Here is a 22,942-nt window from a genome sequence, read left to right as displayed (position 1 = left end):
CGGTTCGGTGCCGCCCCCCGCCGGGCCGTCGGCGCAGGTGGGGCGACCGACCGGGGGATGTTGCCCCGGGCGCGGGGGTCGCTCGGGGTGAGGTGCAGTCAGGAGTGTTCTGCTGGCGGGCAGGCGGCCCGTGGGGGCCGTCCAAGCCCCGGCGGCCGTGCCGGCCGGCCCCGCCCGTCGATCATGCCGGTCCGTGTCGGTCGTGCCGGCATCCGGCCCTCGGGTCCAGCAGAGTCGATCAAGGAGAGACCATGACCCGCCCGTCCGCCAGCCGTCCCCGCGCCCGTGCCCGACGGGCCGCAGGCGCCGTCTCCGCCGCCTGCGCCGCCCTCGCCCTGCTCGGCGTGACCCCGGCCGTCGCCGTCGCACCGCCGTTGTCCGACCCCCGGATCGTCGCGCACTTCGACCTGGCGCAGGGGCAGCAGCCGGAGAACATCGCCCTCGAACCGGACGGCTCCGCCGACCTCACCCTGTCCTTCGCCCGGCAGGTCGGCCGGGTCGACACCGGCGGCCACCTGACCGTGCTCGCCACCCTGCCCGCCCCCGCCCACCCGGCCACCCCGCTGATCGGCGCCGCCATCGTCACCGGCATCGCCCGTGCCCACGACGGCACCCTCTACTTCGGCTACGCCACCGGCACCGAGGACCTCCATGGCATCTGGCGGCTCTGCCCCGGCGGCACCCCCGAGCGGATCGCCGCGCTGCCCGTCACCGGCTTCCCCAACGGCCTCGCCCTCGACCGGCACGAGAGCCGGCTCTACACCGCCGACTCGGCGCTGGGCGTCGTGTACGCCGTCCCGACGGACGGCGGCCCCGCCACGACCTGGTCCGACGACGCCCTGCTCAAGCCCGCCACCGCGTTCGGCGCCAACGGCCTCAAGGTGCACCACGGCGCGGTCTGGGTCGGGAACACCGACACCGGGAACGTGCTGCGCATCCCGATCGGCGACAACGGCACGGCCGGCCCCGCCGAGGTGCGGGCGAGCGGCCTCGCGGGCATCGACGACTTCGCCTTCACCGGACGCGGCGACGCTCTGATCGCGGCCCTGAACGGCCCGAGCCAGGCCGTCTACGTCGCCGGCGACGGCAGCCACCACACCGTGCTCACCGCCGCCGACGGCCTGTCCAACCCGACGTCGGTGGCCGTGCGCGGCGGGGAGGTGTACGTCCCGAGCGCGGCGTACTTCACCCGGGTGGACCCCAACCTGCTGCTCGCCCACCTGCAGCGCTGACCGGCGCCCCGCGCCCGGCGCCGTACCCCCGCCCGGCCCCCGTGCCCCCGCCCGCCCGCCGGGCTTCGGCGCGGCGACCGAGCGGGGGCGTTCCCGGGCCGTTCCCGGGCCGTTCCCGGGTTTTCCCGGGCGCCGTCGGGTCGTCCGGGCGCCCGCCGTCGGGCCGTCCGGGTGCCCGCGGCCAGGCCGTCGGGGTGCTCTCGGCCCTGGCGCGTGCGGCGCCGATCCGGGCGTGGGCGTCGGCCCAGGGGGCGGGGGGCAGCGTCAGCGCCACCAAGGAGGTCCTCGGCGCGGTGGCCGCCCACGCGGGCGAACGCCACCAGGTCCTCGGGCCGGTCCTCGGCGCCCGCCCGGTCGACGAGGACGCCGAACCGGCCCCCGGCGCGCCCGAGGTCGACGCCCTGACCGGCGAACTCGGCTGGCAGGTCTCCGAACACGCACCCTCCCGCGCCGTCCTCGGCGAGACCCTGGAAACCCTCCGCTCCCTCGGCGAGGAGATCTCCCCCGACGCCCTCCTCGGCTACGCAGCCCTCGCCGAACGCACCGCCACCCTCGACCTCGACCAACTCGACCCGCACGCAGACCCCGTCGACCAGGCCGAGAACGCCCGCCCTGCTCCGCACCGTCCTGCTCGAACCCGCCCTGCTCGAACCCGCCCTGCTCGCCCTCCGCCGCCTCGCCCAGGAGAACGAATCCGCCCGCCGCAACAGCTGACCGGCGGGCACGGGCCGCGGCCCGGTGCCGGGGCGACGGCGTGCCAGGTGATCGGCGCGGGGGTCAGGGCCGTACGGTCGGCGCATGTTCCTCGGCCTGGTGTCCGCTCTTCTGGCCGCGCTGCTCACCGGCTCGGCCACCGTGTTGCAGGCGGTCGGTGCCCGCCGTGCCGCCCCCGGGCGGCCGACGGCGGGGGAGGCGGCCGCGCTGGCCGGTGCGCTGCGGCAATGGCCGTTCCTGGCCGGGATCGGGATGGACATGTGCGGCTTCGCCGCCGAGCTCGTCGCCCTGGAGCGGCTGCCGCTCTACGTGGTCGAGGCCGCGCTGGCCTCCGCGCTCGCCGTGACGGCCGTCGGCGCGGCCCGGGTGCTGCGGGTGCGGCTGCGGCGCAGCGAGTGGGCCGGGGTGGTGGCGGTGTGCGCGGGGCTGTTGCTGCTGGCGTTGAGCGCCGGGCGGGACGGCCACGGCACCGGCGACGACGCGCTGCGCCTGGGGGTCCTGCTGGGCGCGGTGGCCCTGCTCGGCGCGGGCTGGGCGGTCGTGCGCTACGGCGGTGCCCGCCGCGCCCCGCTGCTCGGGCTGGTCGCGGGGCTGCAGTTCGGCGTGGTCGGGGTGGCCGTGCGGGTGCTGCCGGAACCGCGGCTGCCGCAGCTGCTGACCGAGCCCTCGGCGTACGCGGTCGCGATCGCCGGACTGGGCGGTTTCGCCGCGCTGACCTGGGCCATGCAGCACGGTTCGGTGACCTCCGCGACGGCCGCGATGGTCCTGGGCGAAACCGTCGGCCCGGCGGTAGTCGGCGTCCTCGTCCTCGGCGACCGCACCCGCCACGATCTCGCCCCGGTCGCCGTCCTCGGCTTCCTGGCCGCCGTCGCGGGGGCCGTCACCCTTGCCCGTTTCGGTGACGCCGAGCAGCCGGCCGCCCCGGCCTGAGCGGGGTCGGGGGCGGAAAGGGGGCGGACCCCGCGCGGGTGGGCGGGGTTCCGGGGGGTCAGCCGCCGTGCGGGAGCCGTCATCCTGGTCGGCTTCGGTGACGCCGGACAGGCGGTCAGCCGGGCCTGAGCGGGGGTGAGGGCGGGAGGAGTGTGGACTGGGCCCGGGGGCGGGGTTCGGGGGCGGGGTTCGGGGGCGGGGTCGGGGCGAGGTGAGCCGCCGTGGCGGGGCTGTCACCCTTGCCCGTGTCGGTGACGCCGAGCAGTCGGCCGCCCCGGCCTGAGCGGGGTGGGGGCGAAAAGGGGGGTGGACCCCGCCCGGGTGGGCGGGGTCCGGGGGCCGGGGCGTCAGTTGTCGTCCGTGGCCGAGTCGGTGTCGGCCTGGGTGGCTGCGGTGTCGGCGGCGTCGAGCTTGTGCTGCATGTCCTGGACCTGGCTGCTGTCGGCGGTGCCGGGGGCCGGGTGGTCGGCGGGGCCGCCGCAGGCGGTGAGGAGGGCGGCCCCGGCGAGGGTGAGGGCGAGGAGGGCGGCGCGGAGGGCCGGCGGACGGCGGGTCACTTGGACGTGCCCTCGTTGTGGGCGGTGCACCAGGTGGCCACGGCGTTCAGGTCGGCCTGCCGGGTCTGCAGGGTGGTGACCAGGCCCTTGCGGGCGGTGAGGCGGTCGTTGAGGAGCTTGGCGATCTCGGTGTGGCCGGCGGCCTTGGCGTTGTCGGCACGCTGCTGCAGGCGGGCGACCGACCCGGCCACGGTGGCGTCGCCTTCCAGCCGGGTCAGCGCCTTGGTGACGTGCTGCTCGGTCTTCGGCAGCCGCTTGCAGATGGCCTTCGCGCCGTCACCGGTGGGCGTGGACCCGGCGGACGGGGACCCGGCCGCTCCGTCGGCCTGGGCGGGGGCGGCGGCGAGCAGCGAGCCGGCCAGGGCGAGGGCGCCGAGGGCGGCGGCCCGGCGGCCGGTGAGCCGGCGGCGGACGGACGTGGCGGACGTACGGGTGGCGGACATGGGCGTCCCTTTCTGCCGTGGACGGTCGCGGAGACCGGGCCGGTGGTTGCGGGCCCGGCCCGGCCCGGTCGACGGGAGCGTAGGACGGGTTCTTGTGGATTCCTTGTGGAACGGGGAAGCGGCGACAGGGGAGTGGGGCGCCTCAGCGCTCCTCGCCGGCGATCCAGTCCCGCCGGACCGGCAGGGCGAGGGTGGGCCGGTCGGCGTCCGGCAGGGGCAGGCGGACCTCCAGCCGGCAGCCCGTCCCGTCCGGCGGTTCGGTGATCCGGACGGTGCCCCGGTGCAGCGCGGCCTGCTGGGCGACCAGGGTGAGCCCGAGCCCCGAGCCGGGGCTGTCACGGCGACGGTGGAAGCGGTGGAAGACCGTTTCGCGCTCGGCCGGCGGGATGCCGGGCCCGGCGTCGTCGACGGTGAGCAGCGCGGCCGTGCCGGCCGGGGCCAGCCGGAGCGTCACCCGGGCCGGACCGCTCCGCTCCGGGCCGCCGCGGCCGTGCACGGCGGCGTTGACCAGCAGGTTGACGAGCATGATCCGCAGGCCGGGCTCCCAGCCGAACACCTTCAGCTCCGAAGGGAGTTCCACGGTGAGGTCGGCGTCGGGGTGGCGGCGCCGGGCGTCGTCGGCGGCCGCGTCGGCGAGTTCGGCGAGGTCGACCGGGCCGAAGGAGTCGACCTCGACGAGGTCACCGCGGGCGAGCGTGCCGAGCGCGGTGAGCAGGTCCAGCAGCCGCGAGTGGTCCTCGCGCAACTCGTCGACGATCTCGGCCCGTTCGCCGGGCGGGAGGTCCGGGTGGGCGGCCAGCACGTCGAGGTTGGTGCGCAGGCTCATCAGCGGGGTGCGCAGCTCGTGCGAGGCGGCGGAGGAGAACGAGCGCGCCGTTTCCAGGGCCTGGGCGGTGCGCAGCGCCTGCTCGTCGTAGCGGCAGAGCAACAGGGCCAGGGCGGAGGCGAGTTCGTCGACCTCGGCGGTGCCGCTGCGCTCCGCCGCGAAGGCCGCGGAGGCGCTGGGGCCGCTGGGGCCGCTCGGGACGATCGGGCCGGGCGGGCCGGCCGATCCGGTCGAGGCGCCGGGGGCCGCCCAACCGGCCGGCGCCGCCGGGTCGAGTTCGGCGGCGCGCCGGCTGAGTCGGCGCAGCGGTGCGGTGGCACGCTCGGCGAGGGCGAAGCCGATCAGCGCGGAGACCGGCGCGGCGATCGCCGCCACGAGCAGGACCCGTCGGCGCACCGCCGCCGTCTGGTCGCCGGCCAGGCCGCCGGGCTCGCTGACCCAGAGCGTGCCGGTGCCGCCGTTCGCCCCGGTGCCGGCGACCCGGACGGTCAGCACCCGCCAGGCCGCGCCCCGGTCGTGGACGGTGGCGGGCCCGCCGGGCGCGGTCGGGAAGGCCCGGTCGTCGGCGGGCTGCGGTCCGACGGACAGCAGGACGGTGCCGTCCTCGGCGGTGACCCGGACGCCCGAGTCCAGCGCGGCGTCCACCACTTTGCGCTGCTGGTTCTGCTCGACCTTGGGCTTGCCGCGGGTGTCGGCGGCGATCAGCGTCCGCACGCCCGGCAGGACGGCGGCGGCCCGCTCGTGCAGCCGGGCGTCCTGCTGGTGCCGCAGGTCCCGGCCGACCAGCGGCAGCAGGAGCAGTCCGGCCAGCGCCACCAGGACGGGCACCACGGCGGCGGCCCACAGGGCGATTCGGGTGGAGAGCTTCACGGCGGCCGCTACCCGTTCCCGCCGGGCAGCCGCAGCACGAAGCCGACGCCCCGGACGGTGTGGATCAGCCGGGGCCGGCCGTCGGCCTCCAGCTTGCGGCGCAGGTAGCTGACGAAGGTGTCCACGGCGTCGCTGCGCACGTCGAAGTCGTAGCCCCAAACGCGTTCCAGCAGCAGTTCGCGGGAGAGCACGATGCCGGTGTTCCGGGCGAATTGCGTGAGCAGCTCGAACTCCCGCCGGGTGAGGCGGAGTTCGTGCCCGTCCAGGTGGGCCTGCCGGGTGGTGGGGTCGATCGCCAGCGGCCCGGCCAGGACGCGGTCGGTGGGCTGCGGCGGGCGGCGGCGCAGCAGGGCGCGCAGCCGCAGCACCAGCTCCTCCAGGGCGAAGGGCTTCACCAGGTAGTCGTCGGCCCCGGCCTGCAGTCCGGCCACCCGGTCGGCGGACTCGTCCAGCGCCGAGAGCATCAGCACCGGGATGTCGTCGCCGTGGGCGCGCAGGGTGCGGCAGACCTCGGTGCCGCTGACGCCGGGCATCGAGACGTCGAGCACCAGGACGTCGGCGGCGGCCGGTGGCGGGGCGTCCGCTTCGGCGGGCAGCAGCCGGGCGAGCGCCGTCTCGCCGTCCTCGGCCAGCGCGACGGTGAACCCGCTGAGCCGCAGGCCGCGTTCCAGGGTGCGGCGGATCGCCGCGTCGTCGTCCACCACCAGGACCCGGCCACCGCCGGGGCCGACCGTACCGGCGGGCCCGTTCCCGTGCATCGGCTCCTCCTCGCGTCCGGACAGGCTTCGGGGCCGCCGACTCTCTCACACCCCCCGGACCGGGCCGCCGCGGGGGTGCGGGTGGTCCGCGGGACACGGGCGGCGGGTGGGGGCGGGGTGAAGCGGGCAAGGGGGAAGCGGGTGGGGGAACGCGGGCGGGGAAGCGAACACGGGTGCATGCCGGGCGGGGAACGGGGCACGCGGAAAACCGGGGGCCGTGCCCGGGGCGGTGGGGCCCCGGGAGGAGAGGAGGAGCGATGGGCAGGATCGAGGAGTCGGTCGAGGTGTCCGCGCCGCTGGACACGGTGTACGAGCAGTGGGTGCGGTGCGAGGAGTTCCCGCGGTTCATGCGGGGCGTGGTGAGCGTCGACGTGGACGGCCCGGGCGGCAGTACCTGGGTGGTGCGGACGGCCGGCGGCCGGCGGGAGTTCGAGGCGGTGACCACGGAGGTCGTCCCCGGCGAGCGGGTGGCCTGGGACGGCGGGGACGGTCCGGTGCGGCACTCCGGGGTGGTGACCTTCCACCAGGTGGACGAGCGGAGGACCAGGCTGATGTTCCAGTTGGAGATCGAACCGCACGGCCTCTGGGAGCACGTGGCCGAGGCGCTGGGCTTCGTCGACCGCCGGGTCATCGACGACCTGGCCGACTTCAAGCGCCACGTCGAGGAGACCGCGGGCCCGGCGGGAGCGCGGGAGGTGGCCTGACCGACCGCGGGCGGGGAACGCCGGCGGGGTGGTCGGCGGAGCTCCGGCGGGCGGGACGTCGTCGTGTGGAGCGCCGTCGGTCGAGGAGCCGTCGGTCGAGGAGTCGTCGGTCGCGAGGTCGTCGGTCGCGGGGCCGTCGGTCGAGGGGCCGTCGGTCGGGAACCGTCGGGGGAACACCGTTGACCGTGGACCGCTGAACGGGCACCGTGGAGCCGGCACCGTGGAGCCGGCACCGCTGATCATGCACCGTACCCGACCCGTTCGAACTCCTCGAAGGATCAGGACATGAACAGATCGTCCCTCGACCGCCGTTCACTCCTGCGCTACGGCACCGGGGCCGTGGCCGCGGCCGGGCTCGCCGCGGTCGCCGAGGTCGGCCTGGCCCGGCCCGCCGCGGCCTACGGGTGGTCCGGCCCGCTCGGCCAGGGCTCCTCCGGCGCCGCCGTCGCCGAACTGCAGATCCGCGTCGCGGGCTGGGCCGCCGACTCCGCCTCCCAGACCTACGTGGCCGTGGACGGCTCCTTCGGGCCCGGCACCGCCGCCGCCGTGCGCCGGTTCCAGGCCGCGTACGGGCTGAGCGCCGACGGCGTCGCCGGACCGCAGACCTTCGGCGTGCTCAACTCGCTGGAGAAGTCGGACGGTTCCACCGCCCACTTCGACTGGTCGGAGTTCACCAGCCACGACGGCGCGGGCTTCGGCGGCGGCAACGTCGGCTCCGGCGAGGTCCGGGAGAACGTGCGCCGCACCATGTACAAGCTGGAGGCGCTGCGGAAGAAGGCCGGCGGCCGCGCGATCACCGTCAACTCGGGCTTCCGCAGCACCGCGTACAACGCCCAGGTCGGCGGGGCGTCGAACTCCATGCACACCTACGGGGTCGCCGCCGACATCGCGGTCTCCGGCCTGTCCACGCTCTCCGTCTACCGGATCGCGGAGACCTGCGGCTTCTCCGGTCTGGAGACCTACACCGTCTCGTGGCAGCACGTGGACAGCCGGGTCGAGCACGGCAACTACGGCTCGGGCTCCTGGTGGTGGCAGGACGGCGTCGCGTGACGACGCCCGCCGCCCGCCGGACCCCGGGTCCGGCGGGCGGCGGTTCCCCTACACCGGGACGGTCACGAAGGTCTGGCCGGACTCGTTGACGACCGAGACCGAGACCACGTCGTCCGGCGCGACGATCGCCGAACCGTCCAGCGTGGTGCCGGACGTGGCGCCGACGGCGGAGACCAGCCAACTGCCCGCGTCCGCCGTCGCCCCGCCCCTGGCGTTGACCACCAGGTGGCAGCGCTGGCCGGCCGGGATCCCGGTGACCGCCGCGTTCACCCGCACCCAGCCCATCGCCGGGGTCATCGTCAGCGTCATCCGGGCACCGGTGGCCGGATCCGTCACGGAGCCGGTCCGGGTCCCGGCCGGGGGCGGGGTGACGGTCGCGGTCGGCGCCGCGGTCGGCACCGGGCCGGCGGCCACCGGCGGTCCGGTGACCGTGCCGCGGCCCACGGCGATCCCGAGGATCAGCGCCGCCGCCGCGGCGACGGCCGCGACGGCCCCGATCCTGGTCCGGCGCCGCAGCAGCGACGCCCCGCGTTCCGCCCGTGCCTGCCGCAGGGTGCGCTGCAGCAGCAGGTCGCCGCCCGGGGGCGGGCCGTCCACCAGCAGCTCGGGCGGCACCTCGCCCAGAGCCGTCTCCAACTCCCGCAACTCGGCCACCTCCTGTCGGCAAGCGGGGCAGTCGGCCAGGTGCCGTTCGACCGCCGCCGACTCGTCCGGATCGAGCACGCCCAGCACGTGGGCGCCGAGGAGTTCGGCGATCCGGTCGTGCGGCACCGGACCGGTACCCGCCGCGCCCGTACCCGTCGCGCCCGTGCCGCCCGTACCCGTGCCGTCCGCACCCGTACCGTTCGTGTTCACGTCGTCCGTGCCCATGCCGCCCGTACCCGCGTCGTCCCTGGTCACACCGACACCTCCTGCCACGTCCCCGTCCTGTCGGTGTACGAGCGCCGGAGCGCCCGGAGCGCGTAGTGCGCGCGGGACTTGACCGTCCCGGCGGGTATGCCCAGCTGCTCCGCGGCCTCGGTGACCGACAGCCGCTGGAAGTAGATCGACCGCAGGACGTCGCGGTGCTCGGGCGAGAGGCGGTCCAGCGCCTGCGACATCACCAGCGTCTCCACCACGCCCTCGGCGTGGTCGCGTTCGACCGGCACGGTGGCCGTCGCCTCGGAGACCTCCGCCACCTCGGCCGGTCGGGCGGCCCGGGCCCGGAACCGGTCGGTGATCAGGTTGCGCTCCACGGTCAGCAACCAGCCGCGCACCGATCCCCGGGCCTCGGTCAGTGCCTCCGGGTTGCGCCAGGCCCGGATCAGCGTCTCCTGCACGGCGTCCTCGGCCGCCGCGCGGTCGCCGGTGAGCCGGACGGCGTAGGCGAGCAGTGCGCCGCCGTGCTGCTCGTAGAGCGTTCGGATCAGTGCCTCGTCGGCGGCGTCCTGCCGTCCGCCCGGTCGTGTCCTCGCCATCCGCCATTCCTCCGTCGTCGGGTGCCACGTCCAGCACGTGCGCGGCGGCCGTCCGGTTCAACCGGATTCCCGACAGGCGCGGTTCTCGTTCAGGCAGGCCACCACGGAGGACATCTGCCGGTCGGTCATCAGGCCGATGTACACGGCGTGGTCGGTGAGCGGGCTGTGCCGCTGCTCGGGGAAGGCGTCCAGGGCGAAGGCCCGGGGCGGGGGCGGGCGGTAGCCGACGGTCACCCGCAGGTGCGGGATCGCGAAGGTGCCGTGCGGGCAGAGGCCGCCGGCGGCCGGGAACCGCACGTGGGAGCGGTGGCCCGGGCTGTCGGTGCCGCGGCCGTCCCAGCAGCTGGGGAAGTCCAGGGTGCGGGTGAGCAGGCTGCCGGCGGGGCAGAGCGGGTAGCGGTCGGTGGTCGCGCGGTCGGCGAATCCCGTACAGCCCCAGCGGGCGCCGGCCTCCGCGCCGCCGTCGGTGGCGGCGGTCGGGTCGCCTTCCAGGAGCCGGAGGAAGCGCGGCATCGGCACGACCTTCGACCACGGATTGCCGAGGTACTCGATGGAGACCCGCTCGGGAGCGAGGATCTCGCCGGTGTCGTCGTGCCGGTCGTCGGAGGGCGCCGCGGCGGTGCTCGGCGCCGGGGCGACGCGGTCGGTGCGGCGCAGCACCGGCCAGTAGAACGTCGAGCGGTCGCCGTCGGTGCAGGTGGTCGGGGCCGCCGCGAGGCTGTCGTCGGTGGAGTCCGCGTCCGTGGAGAGGTTGCCGACGTAGTCGTGCACGTGGTGGGCGCCGCCCACCGTCCCTGGGGAGACCACCACGTTGTCGGCGTTGCGGTGGCCCTCCTGGTTGCGTCCGCAGTCCTGCGCGTACGAGCCGCCGGAGGCGTCCGGGCCGACGGCCGCCGGCGCGGGCGCGGTGGCCGCCACCGCGGTGATCTCGACGAACGCGGACGCCTGTTCCGGCCCGCCGGGCCGGGACCGGAGCGCCGACAGCGACAGCCCCAGGACGAGGCAGAGCAGGACGCCGACCGGGAGGACGACGCCTCCCGGCCCGTGGTGATCGCGGTTCCGGTGCACCGCGACAGTCTGGGTGACGGTCCCGGCACGGGCAAGGCGGCGCCGGCCGCCTCGCCGCCGTGCACGGCCGGTCAGTAGCCTCCGGAGTAGCCGCCGCTCTGCGTGGCGCCCTGCGTGGCGGTGGGTGCGGCGGTGGGCGCGGCGGTCGGCGCCGCGGCCTGCCCGGTGGTGCCCGGCGCCTTCTTCCCCTCGGGCGTGCTCGCGAACCACGTGCCGCCGACGCCCTGCCCGTTGGTCTGCCCCGGCGCGGTGTCCCCGGCGAAGCGGTAGAGCGGCCAGCCGTTGAGGGTCACCTGCTTGGTGCCGTCCGGGCGGGCCACACTGCCGACCAGGGCGGAGTCCACGCCGGTGACCTGGACCGCGTCCTGGGCGGTGAGCGGCGGCCACTTCGCGGCGCAGGCGTCGACGCAGGTGCTCGCGGACGGCTTGGCGGTGTCCTTGTCGAAGCGGTAGAGGGTCCGGCCGGCGGCGTCGGTGACGACCGGCCCGAGCGTGGCCGACTTCACCGCCACGAGCCTGACCCCGCCGGTGCCGCCCGTGCCGCCGGCGGCCGGAGCCGACGAGGTGGCGGCCGCCGCCGGAGGGGCGGCGGCGGACGTCGCCGCGCTCCCGCCGGAGCCGTCGGCCGTGTCCGGCCCGCAGGCGCTGGCGGCGAGCGCGAGCACGGCGACACCGGTGGCGGCGAGCATCCGGCGCGCGGTGAACGGGCGCGCGGTCAACCGGGGCGCGCTGGACCGGGGCGCGCTGAACACGGACGTGGAGAACCGGGGCGTCGTGAACTTCGGCATGGCGAACTCCCTTGGGGGCATGGGTCTTTGACGGCCAGGGCGGTGTTCGCCCGGGCACCTTCCACACGAGTCCTGCGGGGGAACGGTTCAACGTCGCCGGAAGTTTTTTCTCCGCCTCCGTCCCGGCCGGGTCACGGCCTTCGTCTCCTGGGGCCTGGACCGCCGTGCCGCGTGGTGGGTCAGAGGCGGGCGGACATGCTCCTCAGGAGTGCGGCCGCCGTCCGGTCGGGTCCGTGCGCGCGAACGCGCCCGCCGAGGTCCGTGGTGCCGTCGGCGCCCGAGGAGAGGAGGCCGGCGACCGCGGTGCCGGCGGATTCCGGTGTGAGGGTGTTGGGGTCGAGGCAGCGGCCCAGGGCGGCGCGCTCCACGTCGTGGGCGATGGCGAACTGGTCGCTGGAGAACGGCAGGACGAGTGCCGGCACACCGGCGTGCAGGCACTCGGTGAAGGAGTTGTTGCCTCCGTGGTGGACCATGGCGGTGGTGTGCCGCAGGAGTTCCTGCTGCGGGACGGTCGGTGCGACGTGCAGCCGTTCGGGCACGACCTCGCGCAGCAGGGGGTGGCCCGCGACCTCGGTGACGCGGTCGCCGGCGGCCACGATCACGGAGGCCCCGGTGTGGCGGAGGATTCCGGCTGCGGCCGTCGCCAGCACGTCGTGGCGCGCCGACAGGAACGTTCCCAGGGCGACGAGCACCAGCGGGCGCTCGCCGGCCGTCAGACGGGCGAGCACGGCCCGCCAGGCGCCGTCCAGTGCGGTGGCGCCACCGGGCGGCACCAGGTGGCCGGCGTAGAGGGCCTCGGGGCCGCTCGGGGCCGGCGGCAGCCAGGGCAGCCGGGGGTAGTTGAAGACCACGGCGTGCGGTGAGCACAGGGCGAAGGCGCGCTCGGGTGCGGGCGCGTCGGGCGCGTGGCGGCGGGCCGTCGCCCTGAAGGCGGCGGTGAACGCGGCGTCGTTGGCCGCGACCGCCGCGCGCAGCCGGTCGAGGTCGGCGGGGGCCGGGGCCAGGGCGGCGGGCCACGCGTAGGGCAGGCCGAAGTAGGCGTCGGGGGTGGCCGGCAGGTAGCTGGGGTGCCCGGGGCAGAACGTGGCGTAGGGCAGGCCGAGGCAGTGCAGGGCGAGGGTCGCCGCGTAGGCGAGCTGGTCGACGAGGTACCAGTCCGGTCGCAGGCGCGCGTCGAGGGCCGCGAGGTCGCGCAGGACGCGTTCGGGCTCGGCGAGCATGTCGTCGCCGCGGTGGCGTGCCTGGGTGAGCAGGGTCGCCGTCGGCCCGTCGAACGTCGCGTCGAGGAACTCGCGCAGGCGCTGTGCCTCGGAGGGGTCCTGGCGCGTGCTTTCGGCGACGCCGTGGTTGGCGTTGCGGGTCACGGCGAGCTCGGCGAAGCCCAGGCCGCTGCCGGTGGCGAGGTCGCGGAAGGCGGGGGTGCAGGCGAAGTCGACGCGGGCACCGTGTCGTGCCAGTGCGGCGCCGAGCACCGCGAGCGGCCGGGCATGGGAGTGGAAAGGCGGGCTGATCACGGCGACGCGGGCCATGGTGTCCTCCGTCGACGGCGTCGGATCGCGGGTGGTGTCCGATCATGCCAGGCGCCCCGGGGAAGCCGCGGCTGGACGCCGGGGGCCGCGACCCCGTCCCGTCCGGTGCGGGTACGGCGCTCCCGGCGCGGTCGGGCGGTCCCGGGCGCTCCCGGCGTGGTCGGGCGATCCCGGGTCGGTTACGGCGGTCACGGCGGTCATGGCGCTCCGGGCGGGTTCCCGGGCGCTCCGGGTCGGTCACGGGCCTTCGTAGGCGTTGCCGGCGCTCCCCGGCGTCCGGTGGGCCAATCCATTGCGGCCGCCGTCTCCGAATGCGCCCGTGACCCCTCGGTGGCATGGAGGAAGACCGATGACACACCGCGTCACGCCCGTTCCGGCCGCACCAGCGCCCCAGACCGGTGCCGCGGGCGCCGGGTCCCTCGCCGCCTGGCGGCGATTCCACTGGACCCAGGACATGGGCGCCGTCACCGGCGGCGACCTGCTCGGACGCCTGGCACGGGCCGAGTACGGGGGCGCCTGGGCCCATCCGGACTCGCTCCTGCCGCGACCGGACCGCCGCGCCGCGCGGCTCCGCCAGCTGGCCCGGCGCGAACGCGCGCTGCCGGCGTGGGTGCTGGCCTCCGCGGGCTCGTCCCCTGACCTGGAACCGTGGGAACGGATCGCTCTCGCCGAGGCATGGGAACGCAGCTGCGCTCCCGACGGCGGGCTCAGCGCGACCGCCGAGATCCGCCGACGGCTGCTCGCCGCTCCCGGCCCCGCCGAGACCGCCTTCCTCCTCGACACGGCGGACGCCAACGGCCTCCGGCCCCTCTCGGTCCCGGAAGCCGTCGGGCTCCACCCCACCGGACGGACCCCGAGGCATGCGCTCTGGCGCTACCTCTCGGGCGTTCCGGGCGGGGACCTCGGGCTGCCGGATCCCGGTGCGGCCGGGGACGACTACGAACACCTGCTTCTCGCCGCCTGCCACGACCGGGCCCGCCCCGGGGCACCGAGCGGGCAGCGCTTCCGGACGGCCTTCGGCGCGCTGGCCGAACCGGTCGGCGCCCGTCCGGTGATCGCCCAATCGATGCTGCTGGGCCGGCTGGAGGAACCCGGAGCCGGGCTCAGCGGCGGCATGAGCGTGCTCCTGACCGCCCTGGGCGAAGCCCTGACGACCCACGCGCGCGCCGCCCGGGTCCTCACCCTGACCACCGCCCCGACCGCGGAAGGCCCGACCGCGGAAGCCCCGACCACGGGAGCCCCGACCGCGGAAGGCCGGCACGCGGACCTGGTGGACCGCCTGGGGACGGCACACCTGCTGGTCCGCCTCCCGCTGGACTCACCGGAAGCACTCGACCCGCAGAACGCCGCCACCCATCACCCCGCGCTGGCCTGGTGGACGGCCCGGGTCTTCGAACTCCCCGGAGCGCGACCGGACATCACGCACGTCAGGTTCGCCGACGACGCCTCGCTCGCCGTCGCCCGGGCCGCCCGCCGAGCCGGCGGGAAGCTCGCGTTCACCGTCACCCCGGATCCTCACCGGACGATGGACGAACGGCACGCCGGCCTGCCTCCGGGGCAGACCACCGGTGCCGGCCGCACGCTGCGCCTGGACATGCACCGGATCTTCGTCGCCGACCGCCTGGTGGACCGCGCCGACCTGCTGGTCGCCATGCCCGGGCGGCACGGGGCGCGGGAACTCATCGACCACTTCCCGCAGTTGGAGACGAGGTCGGTCCACCTGCAGCCCGAGGGCATCGCCCCGTTCCGACCCGCTCCCGACGACGTCGCGGCGGGCCGCGGGATGCTGGCACGCCTGTTCCGCGGCGGTGACGACACCGACGGCCTGGACGCGACCGACCGGGGCCTCCCGCTGCTGCTGTGCGTGGGACGGCTCCACCCCGTCAAACAGCAGGAACAGCTCGTCCACGCGTGGCTGCGCGCCGGCCTGCACCACCGCACGACCCTGCTGCTGGTCGGCGGGTCACCCACCGACCCGACCAGGACCGAAGCGGCGGTCCGCACCAGGGTCACCGAACTCCTGGCCGCCGATCCGGTCGCCCGGCGGCGGGCGGCCCTGTGGCCCGCTCTGCCCAACCGGGAGGTCCGGCTCCTGGAAAGGGCCTTGGCGCGGGGTGGACCGGGATCCGCGCTCTACGTGTGCCCCAGCGCGAAGGAGGAGTTCGGGCTCGCCGTCCTCGAGGCCATGGAAGCCGGCCTCCCGGTGGCCGCCCCCCGGCGCGGCGGCGCCCCCCACTACCTCCGCGACGGCGTCAACGGTCGGCTGCTGGCCACCGAGTCGGCAGACCTGCTGGCCGAGGGCCTGCGCTCCTTCGTCCTCACCCCCGCACCCGAGCTCGCCGCGATGGCGGCGGCCGGGTCGGCGACGGTCCGCGAGCGCTTCGGCATCGACGCGATGGCCGCGTCCCTGGCCGCCGCCTACCGGGCCGCCTGCCGCCGGGAACCCCCGCGCCGGGAGCGGACCGGCGCCGACCGGGAAGGCGACACCTGACATGCCGGCGAGGGAAGCGGCAGCGGAGGTCGTGGTGGTCGGCGCGGGCCTGGCGGGACTGGCCTGCGCGCTCGACCTGACCGCGGCCGGACGGGACGTCCTGGTCGTGGAGGCCGCCGACGGGGTGGGCGGACGGATGCGCACCGACGTCGTCCGGGGCTTCCGGCTCGATCGGGGCTTCCAGGTCTTCAACACCGCCTACCCGCAGGTCAGGCGACGGCTGGAGCTGGGCGCGCTGGGGCTGCACCCCTTCACCCCCGGGTTCCTGGCGGCGGACGCCCGCGGCGCACGCCGGATGGTCGATCCGATCAGGCGGCCGGGCCAGGCCGGCGACCTGCTGCCCGGCCGGCTGCTGCCGCTGCGGGACCTGGCCGCCCTGGGCCTGCTGGGAGCGGGAGACGCGGTGCTGCCCGCCGCCCTGCTCAAGCGCCTGCCGGAGACCGACACCGCCCGGGCACTGAGCCGGGCCGGGCTCTCGCGGCGCACCGTCGACACGGTGCTCGGCCCGTTCCTGGCCGGGGTGTTCCTGGAGGCGGGTCTGGAGACCTCCAGCCGGCTGTTCCACCTGGTGTGGCGCAGCATGCTGCGCGGGACCCTGTGCCTGCCGAAGGACGGCATCGGGGCCGTGCCGCGCCAGTTGGCGGCCCGGTTGCCGGCGGCCCGGCTGGTGCTGGGCACCCGGGCGGAAGGGGTGACGGCCGACGGGGTGGCACTCGCGGACGGTCCGGTGCTGCGCAGCCGCGCCGTCGTCGTGGCGACCGGGATGGCGCAGGCCGCCCGGCTGCTGCCTGGCCTGGAGGTGCCGGTGGCGCGGGCGGTGACGACCTTCTACCACGCGGCGCCGGTCAGCCCGTTGCCCGAGCCCACGCTGGTCGTGGACACGGACCGGCAGGTGCTGAACACGGTGGTGCTCTCCGAGGTCGTTCCCGGCTGCTCACCCGACGGGCGGGCGCTGGTGTCGACCTCGGTCCTGGGGACGGACGCGGACGAGCGGGCGGCCCGGGTCCGGGCCGGGGAGCTGTACGGGGCGGACACCTCGGCCTGGGAGCAGCTGGCGGAGTACCGGATCGCCGAGGCGCTGCCGGCCGCGCCCGCGCCGCTCCAGCTCAGCCGGACCACCCGGTTCGCGCCGGGCCGCTACGTGTGCGGGGACCACCGGGCGACCGGCTCGGTGCAGGGAGCGCTCGCCTCGGGCGCCCGGGCGGCCCGGGAGGTGCTGGCGGACCTGTGAAAACTCGGCCGATCCGTGAAGGGTGGTGTTCCGGCCCTCGGGGGCAGGCCGGAACACCACCGGTCCTGGGGTGATCTGAGGAGGTTCCTGGGGTGATCTCAGGAGGTCTCAGGCGGGCTCAGGCGATCTCAGGCGTGCTCAGGCGGGGCTCAGGTGAACATCAGCAGCATGACCGGTGCCGAACTCGGGTGCTCGGAACCCCCGGCCGGCTCCACGGTCACGCCGACCCCCGTCGCCCCGTCCAGCGGCCCGGACAGCAGCACCCCGCCCTCGCCGCTCGGGAGCAGCCCGGCGGATCGCATCGACCCCGAGTCGTCGAACCACAGCTGGTAGGTGGTCCCCGCCGCCGGGGCGGGCATGCCGGAGGCGAGGAAAGCCGCCTGGCCGCGGCCGCGGGACCACACCACCGTCCCCGCCCCGGGCCCGCTCGCCGCGGTGCCGGTGGCCGTGCGCGCGTCGGGCGCCGTCAGCAGGGCCGCCAGCCGGTCCGCCTGCGACTGCACCGCAGCCGCCCGGGCGCGGGCCCGGTCGGCGTCCCGGTGCTGCTGCACGGCGACGCCGCCGGCGCCCGCGGCGATCGCCAGGCAGGCGGCCAGGGCGAACCTCGTCCACCCGCCCGCCCCGCGTCCGGACCGCGATCCCCGGCCGGGTGCGGGGGCGATCCGGGGCCCTTCCTGGCGCACGCCGGGCAGCGCGGCCATCACCCGGGCCTTGAGGGCCTCGGGAGGCACGACGGCCTGCGCGGCCCCGAGCCGGGCCAGGGTCGCGGCGAACTCGGTGACCTCCAGCGCACAGGCCGCGCAGGAGGCGAGGTGGCGTTCGAACTCGGCGCTTTCGGCGGGGTCGAGCGCGTGCGCGGCGTAGGCGCCGGTCAGGGTGTGCAGGTCGGCGCTCACGCTCCCACCCCCAGGCAGTCGCGCAACCGGATGAGCCCGTCGCGCATGCGGGTCTTGATCGTGCCCAGTGGCGCGCCGAGGACCTCGGCGACCTGGGGGTAGGTGTAGCCGCGGTAGTACGCGAGGGTCAACGCCTCCCGCTGGAGTTCGGTGAGCATGCGCATGCACCGGCGGACCTGTTCGCGTTCCAGCCTGCCCTCCACCTGTTCGGCGACCTCGTCGAACGCCGGGGTGTGGGAGGCCTCCGCGACGCGCTGGTCACGGTCGGCCGCGGCCTGGACGGACCGCACCCGGTCCACCGCGCGGCGGTGGGCGATGGTCAGCACCCACGGCATGGGCTCGCCGCGCTCGGCCCGGTAGCGGGCGGCGGTGCGCCACACCTCCAGCATGACCTCCTGGACCACCTCCTCGGACTGCGCCGGATCACGCAGGACCCGCCGCACGAGTCCCAGGACCGGGCCGGCCACCGCGTCGTAGAGCGCCGAGAACGCCTCCTGATCGCCACGCGTCACCCGGGCCAGGAGTTCCTTGAGGTCCGGGCCTGGCCGACCGGGGCCGGCCAGGTGGACGACGGCGCTCATCCGCCCGTCCGTTCGCAGCCGGCGGGCGAGCAGCCCGGTCGTCGGACGGCACACATCGAGGGCCTCCCCGTAGTCGTGGCAGCACCGCCGTCCGGCCTCGGCCGGACGGACGGCTGGGACATCACACCGTTCCTTCGGAGCACCCGAACGGTCGGATTGGCCGGCACCCCTGCTGATCCGCCCGTTCGCGGGTTCCGGACGGTCCGGCCGATCCGCCCGGTCGCGGGCTCCGAACGCTCTGCGCGATCCTGATCTCGCCGTTCCGGCCACCGACGGGACGGAGCGGCCCGGCTTGGCGCGACGAGGAGCCGAGATGAGAACGTTGCGAACCGAACCGAAGCGCTGCCTGGTGACCGGCGCGACCGGCTACATCGGCGGCCGCCTGGTGCCCGAACTGCTCGCCCGCGGACACTCCGTGCGCTGCCTGGTGCGCAACCCGCGGCGACTGCGGGACCAGCCGTGGCGGCCGGACGTCGACGTCGCCGTTGGCGACGTGAGCCGGCCCGCGACCCTGGCCGGAGCCTTCGACGGGATCGACGTCGCCTACTACCTGGTGCACTCCCTCGGCACCGGCCCCTCCTTCGAGGCCACCGACCGGGACGCCGCGCGGGCCTTCGGGGCCGCCGCAGCGGCCGCGGGCGTCACCCGGATCGTCTACCTGGGCGGTCTCGTCCCCGACGGCGTCGACGAGGCAGAGCTCTCCCCCCACCTGCGGTCCCGCGCCGAGGTCGGCCGCCTCCTACGCGCCGGCGGCGTGCCGACCGCCGAACTGCGCGCCGCCGTCATCATCGGCTCGGGCAGCGCCTCCTTCGAGATGCTCCGGTACCTCACCGAACGCCTGCCCGCGATGGTCACCCCCCGCTGGGTGTCGACCCGGATCCAGCCGATCGCCGTCCGCGACGTCCTGCGCTACCTCGCCGACGCCGCCGGCCTGCCGCCGGAGGTGAACCGCTCCTTCGACATCGGCGGCCCCGACATCCTCACGTACCGGCAGATGATGCAGCACTACGCCCGTCAGGCCGGACTGCACCGCCGCCTCATCGTCTCCGTACCGGTCCTCACCCCGGGGCTGTCCAGCCACTGGGTCGGCCTGGTGACCCCGGTGCCGAACTCCATCGCCCGCCCCCTCGTCGAGTCGCTGCGCCACGAAGTCGTCTGCGGCGAGCACGACATCGCCCGGTGGATCCCCGACCCGGCCGACGGACTCACCGGCTTCGACCAGGCCGTGACCCTCGCCCTGCGCCGGATCAAGGACGCCGACGTCGCCACCCGCTGGTCCTCCGCCTCCCTGCCCGGAGCCCCGAGCGACCCGCTGCCCACGGACCCCGACTGGTCGGGCGGCAGCCTCTACCAGGACATCCGGCAACGCACCGTGCCCGCGCCACCGGCCGCCGTCTGGCAGGTGATCGAAGGCATCGGCGGCGACAACGGCTGGTACTCGTTCCCCCTGGCCTGGGCCCTGCGCGGCTGGCTCGACCGCCTCGTCGGAGGCGTGGGCCTGCGCCGGGGACGCCGCGATCCCGCCCGTCTCCGGGTCGGCGACTCCCTCGACTTCTGGCGCGTCGAGGAGATCGACCCCGGACGGCTGCTCCGGCTGCGGGCCGAGATGCGCCTGCCCGGCCTGGCCTGGCTCGAACTCTCCGTCACACCGGACGGCCCGCTCGGAGCCTGCTACCGGCAACGCGCCCTGTTCCACCCGCACGGCCTGGCCGGCCACGCCTACTGGTGGGCCGTCGCGCCGTTCCACACCGTGGTGTTCGGGGGCATGGCCCGGAACATCACCGAACGCGCCCAGCGCGCCGATTGAACGGCCCGGCCCTCCGGACGCCCGCACCCCCGGGCGGCCCCGGCCGGCACGGCCGTGACCGCGGCCCGGCAGCCGCTGCGCGAGCGGGCCCCGGCTGATCCCGGACGGCCCGCGGGAGGGCCACCCGGCTCGGCGGTGCGAGGTCCGCCCGGACGGCCGGGGGGAGGTCCGCCCGCCTTGCCGGTGCGAGGTCCGCCCGGGGGTGCGGGGGGAGGTCCGCCCGCCTTGGCGGTGCGAGAGCCGCCCGGACGGTCGGTGCGAGGTCCGCCCGGCCCGCCGGGGGCAGGGTTCCGGCCCGCCGGCCTTTCGCGGACGTGTCCCGCATCTGGCCGGGCACCTGTCACCGCCACCCTGCGGGCCGATACGGCTCCTCTCGGGCGCGCCGTGTCCCTGGAGAGCCGCAGACCGGGCGGTCCGGCACTCCGCCGAACCTCCACCCATCCGGGCCGGACGAACTTCCACCCATCCGGGGCCGGACGGCTCCCGAATACGGGATGTGACCAACGAAGCACACCAGTCGCCGCAGCGGTCCGGCCCTCTCCTGGAGCGGATCCTCCGGGCCGGCACGGCCACCGCCACCGGATGGGCCGCGGCGGCCGTCGCGCTCGGCGCCGGTGAACTGGTCGCCGCCTTCACCGGACCCGACAGCGCGCCGGTCATCGCGGTCGGCTCGGCGGCCATCGATCTGACGCCGACTCCGCTGAAGGAGTACGCCGTCCGCACGTTCGGCACGGACGACAAGCCGGTGCTGCTGGGCGGGATCCACCTGACGATGGCCCTGCTCGCCGCGCTCGCGGGCCTGCTGGCCGCGCGCCGCCCCGGGTACGGTGCGGCCGTCTTCGCCGCCTTCGGCCTCCTCGGCGCCTGGGCCGCGCTCTCCCGGCCCGCGGCCGACGCCGCGGACGCCGCGCCCGCCCTGGCCGCCGGTCTGCTGGGGGCCGTCACCGTTCTCGCTCTGGCACGCATGCTGCGCGCCTCCGACCGCACGACGGATCCGGCCGCGTCCGGTCCGGAACCGGAGCAGGACCTGACGGCCGAGGCGCACACCGACGGAGAACGCCCCCGCCCGGGACACGCCGACCAGGGACAGGCCGGCCAGGACCACGCCGACCAGGGACACGCCGGCGGGGGACATCCCGGCGAGGACCACGCCGACGGGGCCCAGGGCGCCGGCCGGCGCGCCGTCCTGGCCGCCACCGGGGGGGCGCTCGCCCTCGGAGCCCTCGCCGGATTCGGCGGCCGCGCGCTGTCCGACGCCCGCTACGACATCGGCGCCGCCCGGGCCGCCGTGCGGATCCCCCCGGCCGCCAGGCCGCTGCCGCCGCTGCCCGCACCGGTGCACCCGAACGTGCCGGGCCTGCCGCCGTTCGTCACCCCGAACGCGGACTTCTACCGCGTGGACACCGCGCTCACCCTTCCCCGCATCGACCCGAGGCGCTGGACGCTGCGCATCCGCGGCCTGGTCGACCACCCCCTGCTCCTCACCTTCGACGACCTGCTGCGCGAACCCCTGGAAGAGCTCGACCACACGCTGTCCTGCGTCTCCAACGAGGTCGGCGGCCCCTACGTCGGCACCACCCGCTGGCTCGGCGTCTCCCTGCCGGCCCTGCTGCGCCGCGCCGGCGTCCGCCCCGGGGCGGACCAGCTCGTCGGCCGCTCGCAGGACGGCATGACCATCGGCACTCCGCTCGAAGCCGTCCTCGACGGGCGTCGGGGGTTGCTGGCGGTCGCGATGAACGGCGAGGCCCTGCCCGTCGCGCACGGCTTCCCGTGCCGCAGCGTGGTCCCCGGGTTCTACGGCTACGCCTCCGCCACCAAGTGGCTCGTCGACCTGGATGTCACGACGTTCGCCGCGTACGACCCGTACTGGGTCCGGCGGGGCTGGGACCGCACCGGCACGGTGCGCACCGCCTCGCGCATCGACGTGCCCGCCCCGTTCGCGCGGGTGCCCGCCGGGGACGTGACCGTGGCCGGGACCGCGTGGGCGACCCACCGCGGCATCGCCGCCGTCGAGGTCCGCGTCGACGGCGGCCCCTGGCAGCAGGCCGTGCTCGCCGCGGCCGGCGGACCGGACCTGTGGCGGCAGTGGACCCACACCTGGACGGGCGCCGCCCCCGGCACCCACCGCATCGAGGTCCGCGCCACCGACGCCGCCGGCGCCGTCCAGACCGAGAACCGCGCCGCCCCCTACCCGGCGGGCGCCACCGGCTGGCACAGCACCGTCGTCACCGTCACCTGACCCCCCGATCCACCTTCACCCACCTTCACCGCCGGGCCCAGTGCCCGGCGCGGTCCGCCCGCCGGGCGGGCCGTACCACCTCACAAGGAGATCCGTCCCATGTCCGTCACCGTTCGCTGCCGCAACACCGTCGCCGCCCTGCTCACCGCCACCGCGCTCGCCGTCAGCCTGGGAGCCTGCAGCAGCGGCGGGTCCGCGACGTCCGCCGAGTCCAAGGCCGCCGAGTCCAAGGCCGCCGGCGCCCCGTCCGCGGCCACCGGCACCGCAACGCCCGCCGGCGCGGTGACGAGCGGCGAGCAGCCGTTCGGCACGGCCTGCGCGGCCGTGCCGAAGGACGGCGCGGGCTCCTTCGCGGGCATGGCCAAGGACCCGGTCGCCACCGCCGCGTCCAACAACCCCCTGCTCTCCACCCTGGTGACCGCGGTCAAGCAGGCGGGCCTGGTCGACACCCTCAACTCCGCGCAGAACATCACCGTCTTCGCGCCCACCAACGACGCCTTCAACAAGATCCCCAAGGCCACCCTGGACGCCGTCCTCGCCGACAAGGACAAGCTCACCAAGATCCTCACCTACCACGTCGTCCCGCAGCGCCTCGCGCCGACCGCGCTCACCGGCGCCCACAAGACCCTGGAGACCGACACCCTCACCGTCACCGGCACCACGCCCGACTTCACCGTCGACACCACCGCGAAGGTGCTGTGCGGCAACGTGCAGACCGCCAACGCCACCGTCTACATCGTCGACACCGTCCTGATGCCCGCCTCCTGACCC

Annotated in this window: 20 protein-coding genes; 9 read left to right on the top strand and 11 right to left on the bottom strand. The window is 76.2% G+C overall.

Features of this window, described 5'->3' with window-relative positions; genetic code table 11:
• The first annotated feature begins 251 nt into the window (after window positions 1–251).
• Complete coding sequence (locus tag ACZ6Y7_RS22580) at window positions 252–1,232, top strand: SMP-30/gluconolactonase/LRE family protein (RefSeq protein WP_465759715.1); 981 nt, start codon at window positions 252–254, stop codon at window positions 1,230–1,232.
• A gap of 798 nt (window positions 1,233–2,030) precedes the next feature.
• The gene (locus ACZ6Y7_RS22575; protein WP_465759714.1) at window positions 2,031–2,876 is read left to right on the top strand and encodes a hypothetical protein; all 846 of its coding nucleotides are present in this window, start codon (window positions 2,031–2,033) and stop codon (window positions 2,874–2,876) included.
• Between the two features lie 347 nt (window positions 2,877–3,223).
• Here ACZ6Y7_RS22575 and ACZ6Y7_RS22570 read toward each other — a convergent pair whose 3' ends face one another.
• From ACZ6Y7_RS22570 to ACZ6Y7_RS22555, 4 genes are all read right to left on the bottom strand, one after another.
• Entirely contained in the window at window positions 3,224–3,433 is a 210-nt protein-coding gene (locus ACZ6Y7_RS22570) for a hypothetical protein (RefSeq protein WP_465759713.1), read from the bottom strand.
• Window positions 3,430–3,876 carry a hypothetical protein gene (locus tag ACZ6Y7_RS22565; RefSeq protein WP_465759712.1) on the bottom strand — a complete coding sequence of 149 codons (447 nt, stop codon included), beginning with the start codon at window positions 3,874–3,876 and terminating at the stop codon, window positions 3,430–3,432. The genes ACZ6Y7_RS22570 and ACZ6Y7_RS22565 overlap by 4 nt, the downstream gene beginning before the upstream one ends.
• Window positions 3,877–4,018: 142 nt before the next feature.
• Window positions 4,019–5,572, bottom strand: coding sequence for a sensor histidine kinase (locus ACZ6Y7_RS22560; RefSeq protein WP_465759711.1), 1,554 nt, complete (start codon window positions 5,570–5,572; stop codon window positions 4,019–4,021).
• An 8-nt stretch (window positions 5,573–5,580) separates the two neighbouring features.
• A complete protein-coding gene (locus tag ACZ6Y7_RS22555; protein WP_465759710.1) occupies window positions 5,581–6,330 on the bottom strand; it encodes a response regulator transcription factor in 750 nt (249 codons plus the stop codon).
• A gap of 257 nt (window positions 6,331–6,587) precedes the next feature.
• Here ACZ6Y7_RS22555 and ACZ6Y7_RS22550 point away from each other — a divergent pair, with 257 nt between their 5' ends.
• Window positions 6,588–7,034, top strand: coding sequence for an SRPBCC family protein (locus ACZ6Y7_RS22550; RefSeq protein ID WP_465759709.1), 447 nt, complete (start codon window positions 6,588–6,590; stop codon window positions 7,032–7,034).
• A 285-nt stretch (window positions 7,035–7,319) separates the two neighbouring features.
• Window positions 7,320–8,084 carry a D-Ala-D-Ala carboxypeptidase family metallohydrolase gene (locus ACZ6Y7_RS22545; RefSeq protein ID WP_465759708.1) on the top strand — a complete coding sequence of 255 codons (765 nt, stop codon included), beginning with the start codon at window positions 7,320–7,322 and terminating at the stop codon, window positions 8,082–8,084.
• Between the two features lie 48 nt (window positions 8,085–8,132).
• Here the strand turns inward: ACZ6Y7_RS22545 and ACZ6Y7_RS22540 are convergent, their stop codons facing one another.
• The 5 genes from ACZ6Y7_RS22540 to ACZ6Y7_RS22520 all read right to left on the bottom strand — a co-directional run bounded on the left by ACZ6Y7_RS22540 (window position 8,133) and on the right by ACZ6Y7_RS22520 (window position 12,926).
• On the bottom strand, window positions 8,133–8,984 hold the full coding sequence (locus ACZ6Y7_RS22540) for an anti-sigma factor (protein WP_465759707.1): 852 nt from the start codon (window positions 8,982–8,984) through the stop codon (window positions 8,133–8,135).
• Window positions 8,981–9,541 (bottom strand): sigma-70 family RNA polymerase sigma factor, encoded by a 561-nt coding sequence (locus ACZ6Y7_RS22535; protein ID WP_465611664.1) that lies wholly within the window; start codon window positions 9,539–9,541, stop codon window positions 8,981–8,983. Before ACZ6Y7_RS22535 ends, ACZ6Y7_RS22540 begins: the two co-directional genes overlap by 4 nt.
• 57 nt (window positions 9,542–9,598) lie before the next feature.
• Entirely contained in the window at window positions 9,599–10,609 is a 1,011-nt protein-coding gene (locus tag ACZ6Y7_RS22530; protein WP_465759706.1) for a DUF1996 domain-containing protein, read from the bottom strand.
• A gap of 71 nt (window positions 10,610–10,680) precedes the next feature.
• Window positions 10,681–11,397 carry a hypothetical protein gene (locus tag ACZ6Y7_RS22525; protein WP_465759705.1) on the bottom strand — a complete coding sequence of 239 codons (717 nt, stop codon included), beginning with the start codon at window positions 11,395–11,397 and terminating at the stop codon, window positions 10,681–10,683.
• A 179-nt stretch (window positions 11,398–11,576) separates the two neighbouring features.
• Complete coding sequence (locus ACZ6Y7_RS22520; RefSeq protein WP_465759704.1) at window positions 11,577–12,926, bottom strand: glycosyltransferase; 1,350 nt, start codon at window positions 12,924–12,926, stop codon at window positions 11,577–11,579.
• Between the two features lie 349 nt (window positions 12,927–13,275).
• Here ACZ6Y7_RS22520 and ACZ6Y7_RS22515 point away from each other — a divergent pair, with 349 nt between their 5' ends.
• Window positions 13,276–15,417, top strand: coding sequence for a glycosyltransferase (locus ACZ6Y7_RS22515; RefSeq protein WP_465759703.1), 2,142 nt, complete (start codon window positions 13,276–13,278; stop codon window positions 15,415–15,417).
• A gap of 1 nt (window position 15,418) precedes the next feature.
• Entirely contained in the window at window positions 15,419–16,648 is a 1,230-nt protein-coding gene (locus ACZ6Y7_RS22510; protein WP_465759702.1) for an NAD(P)/FAD-dependent oxidoreductase, read from the top strand.
• Window positions 16,649–16,797: 149 nt separating this feature from the next.
• On the opposite strand, the gene ACZ6Y7_RS22505 is transcribed toward ACZ6Y7_RS22510, so the two are convergent.
• Entirely contained in the window at window positions 16,798–17,544 is a 747-nt protein-coding gene (locus ACZ6Y7_RS22505) for an anti-sigma factor (RefSeq protein WP_465759701.1), read from the bottom strand.
• Entirely contained in the window at window positions 17,541–18,125 is a 585-nt protein-coding gene (locus tag ACZ6Y7_RS22500) for a sigma-70 family RNA polymerase sigma factor (RefSeq protein WP_465759888.1), read from the bottom strand. Before ACZ6Y7_RS22500 ends, ACZ6Y7_RS22505 begins: the two co-directional genes overlap by 4 nt.
• A gap of 313 nt (window positions 18,126–18,438) precedes the next feature.
• Here ACZ6Y7_RS22500 and ACZ6Y7_RS22495 point away from each other — a divergent pair, with 313 nt between their 5' ends.
• From ACZ6Y7_RS22495 to ACZ6Y7_RS22485, 3 genes are all read left to right on the top strand, one after another.
• A complete protein-coding gene (locus ACZ6Y7_RS22495; protein ID WP_465759700.1) occupies window positions 18,439–19,932 on the top strand; it encodes an SDR family oxidoreductase in 1,494 nt (497 codons plus the stop codon).
• A gap of 496 nt (window positions 19,933–20,428) precedes the next feature.
• The gene (locus ACZ6Y7_RS22490; RefSeq protein WP_465759699.1) at window positions 20,429–22,171 is read left to right on the top strand and encodes a molybdopterin-dependent oxidoreductase; all 1,743 of its coding nucleotides are present in this window, start codon (window positions 20,429–20,431) and stop codon (window positions 22,169–22,171) included.
• A gap of 99 nt (window positions 22,172–22,270) precedes the next feature.
• Window positions 22,271–22,939 (top strand): fasciclin domain-containing protein, encoded by a 669-nt coding sequence (locus tag ACZ6Y7_RS22485; RefSeq protein WP_465759698.1) that lies wholly within the window; start codon window positions 22,271–22,273, stop codon window positions 22,937–22,939.
• Window positions 22,940–22,942 lie beyond the last annotated feature (3 nt).

Source organism: Kitasatospora sp. NPDC053308 (genome assembly GCF_055585785.1).
This window is presented reverse-complemented; position numbering and strand designations above follow the sequence as displayed.

Bases quoted from the DNA above. Each gene is read 5' to 3' on its own strand.
- ACZ6Y7_RS22525 (WP_465759705.1), bottom strand. From the start codon at position 11,397: ATGCCGAAGTTCACGACGCCCCGGTTCTCCACGTCCGTGTTCAGCGCG.
- ACZ6Y7_RS22535 (WP_465611664.1), bottom strand. From the start codon at position 9,541: ATGGCGAGGACACGACCGGGCGGACGGCAGGACGCCGCCGACGAGGCA.
- ACZ6Y7_RS22520 (WP_465759704.1), bottom strand. From the start codon at position 12,926: ATGGCCCGCGTCGCCGTGATCAGCCCGCCTTTCCACTCCCATGCCCGG.
- ACZ6Y7_RS22515 (WP_465759703.1), top strand. From the start codon at position 13,276: ATGACACACCGCGTCACGCCCGTTCCGGCCGCACCAGCGCCCCAGACC.
- ACZ6Y7_RS22495 (WP_465759700.1), top strand. From the start codon at position 18,439: ATGAGAACGTTGCGAACCGAACCGAAGCGCTGCCTGGTGACCGGCGCG.
- ACZ6Y7_RS22550 (WP_465759709.1), top strand. From the start codon at position 6,588: ATGGGCAGGATCGAGGAGTCGGTCGAGGTGTCCGCGCCGCTGGACACG.
- ACZ6Y7_RS22555 (WP_465759710.1), bottom strand. From the start codon at position 6,330: ATGCACGGGAACGGGCCCGCCGGTACGGTCGGCCCCGGCGGTGGCCGG.
- ACZ6Y7_RS22580 (WP_465759715.1), top strand. From the start codon at position 252: ATGACCCGCCCGTCCGCCAGCCGTCCCCGCGCCCGTGCCCGACGGGCC.
- ACZ6Y7_RS22545 (WP_465759708.1), top strand. From the start codon at position 7,320: ATGAACAGATCGTCCCTCGACCGCCGTTCACTCCTGCGCTACGGCACC.
- ACZ6Y7_RS22565 (WP_465759712.1), bottom strand. From the start codon at position 3,876: ATGTCCGCCACCCGTACGTCCGCCACGTCCGTCCGCCGCCGGCTCACC.
- ACZ6Y7_RS22485 (WP_465759698.1), top strand. From the start codon at position 22,271: ATGTCCGTCACCGTTCGCTGCCGCAACACCGTCGCCGCCCTGCTCACC.
- ACZ6Y7_RS22500 (WP_465759888.1), bottom strand. From the start codon at position 18,125: ATGAGCGCCGTCGTCCACCTGGCCGGCCCCGGTCGGCCAGGCCCGGAC.
- ACZ6Y7_RS22510 (WP_465759702.1), top strand. From the start codon at position 15,419: ATGCCGGCGAGGGAAGCGGCAGCGGAGGTCGTGGTGGTCGGCGCGGGC.
- ACZ6Y7_RS22575 (WP_465759714.1), top strand. From the start codon at position 2,031: ATGTTCCTCGGCCTGGTGTCCGCTCTTCTGGCCGCGCTGCTCACCGGC.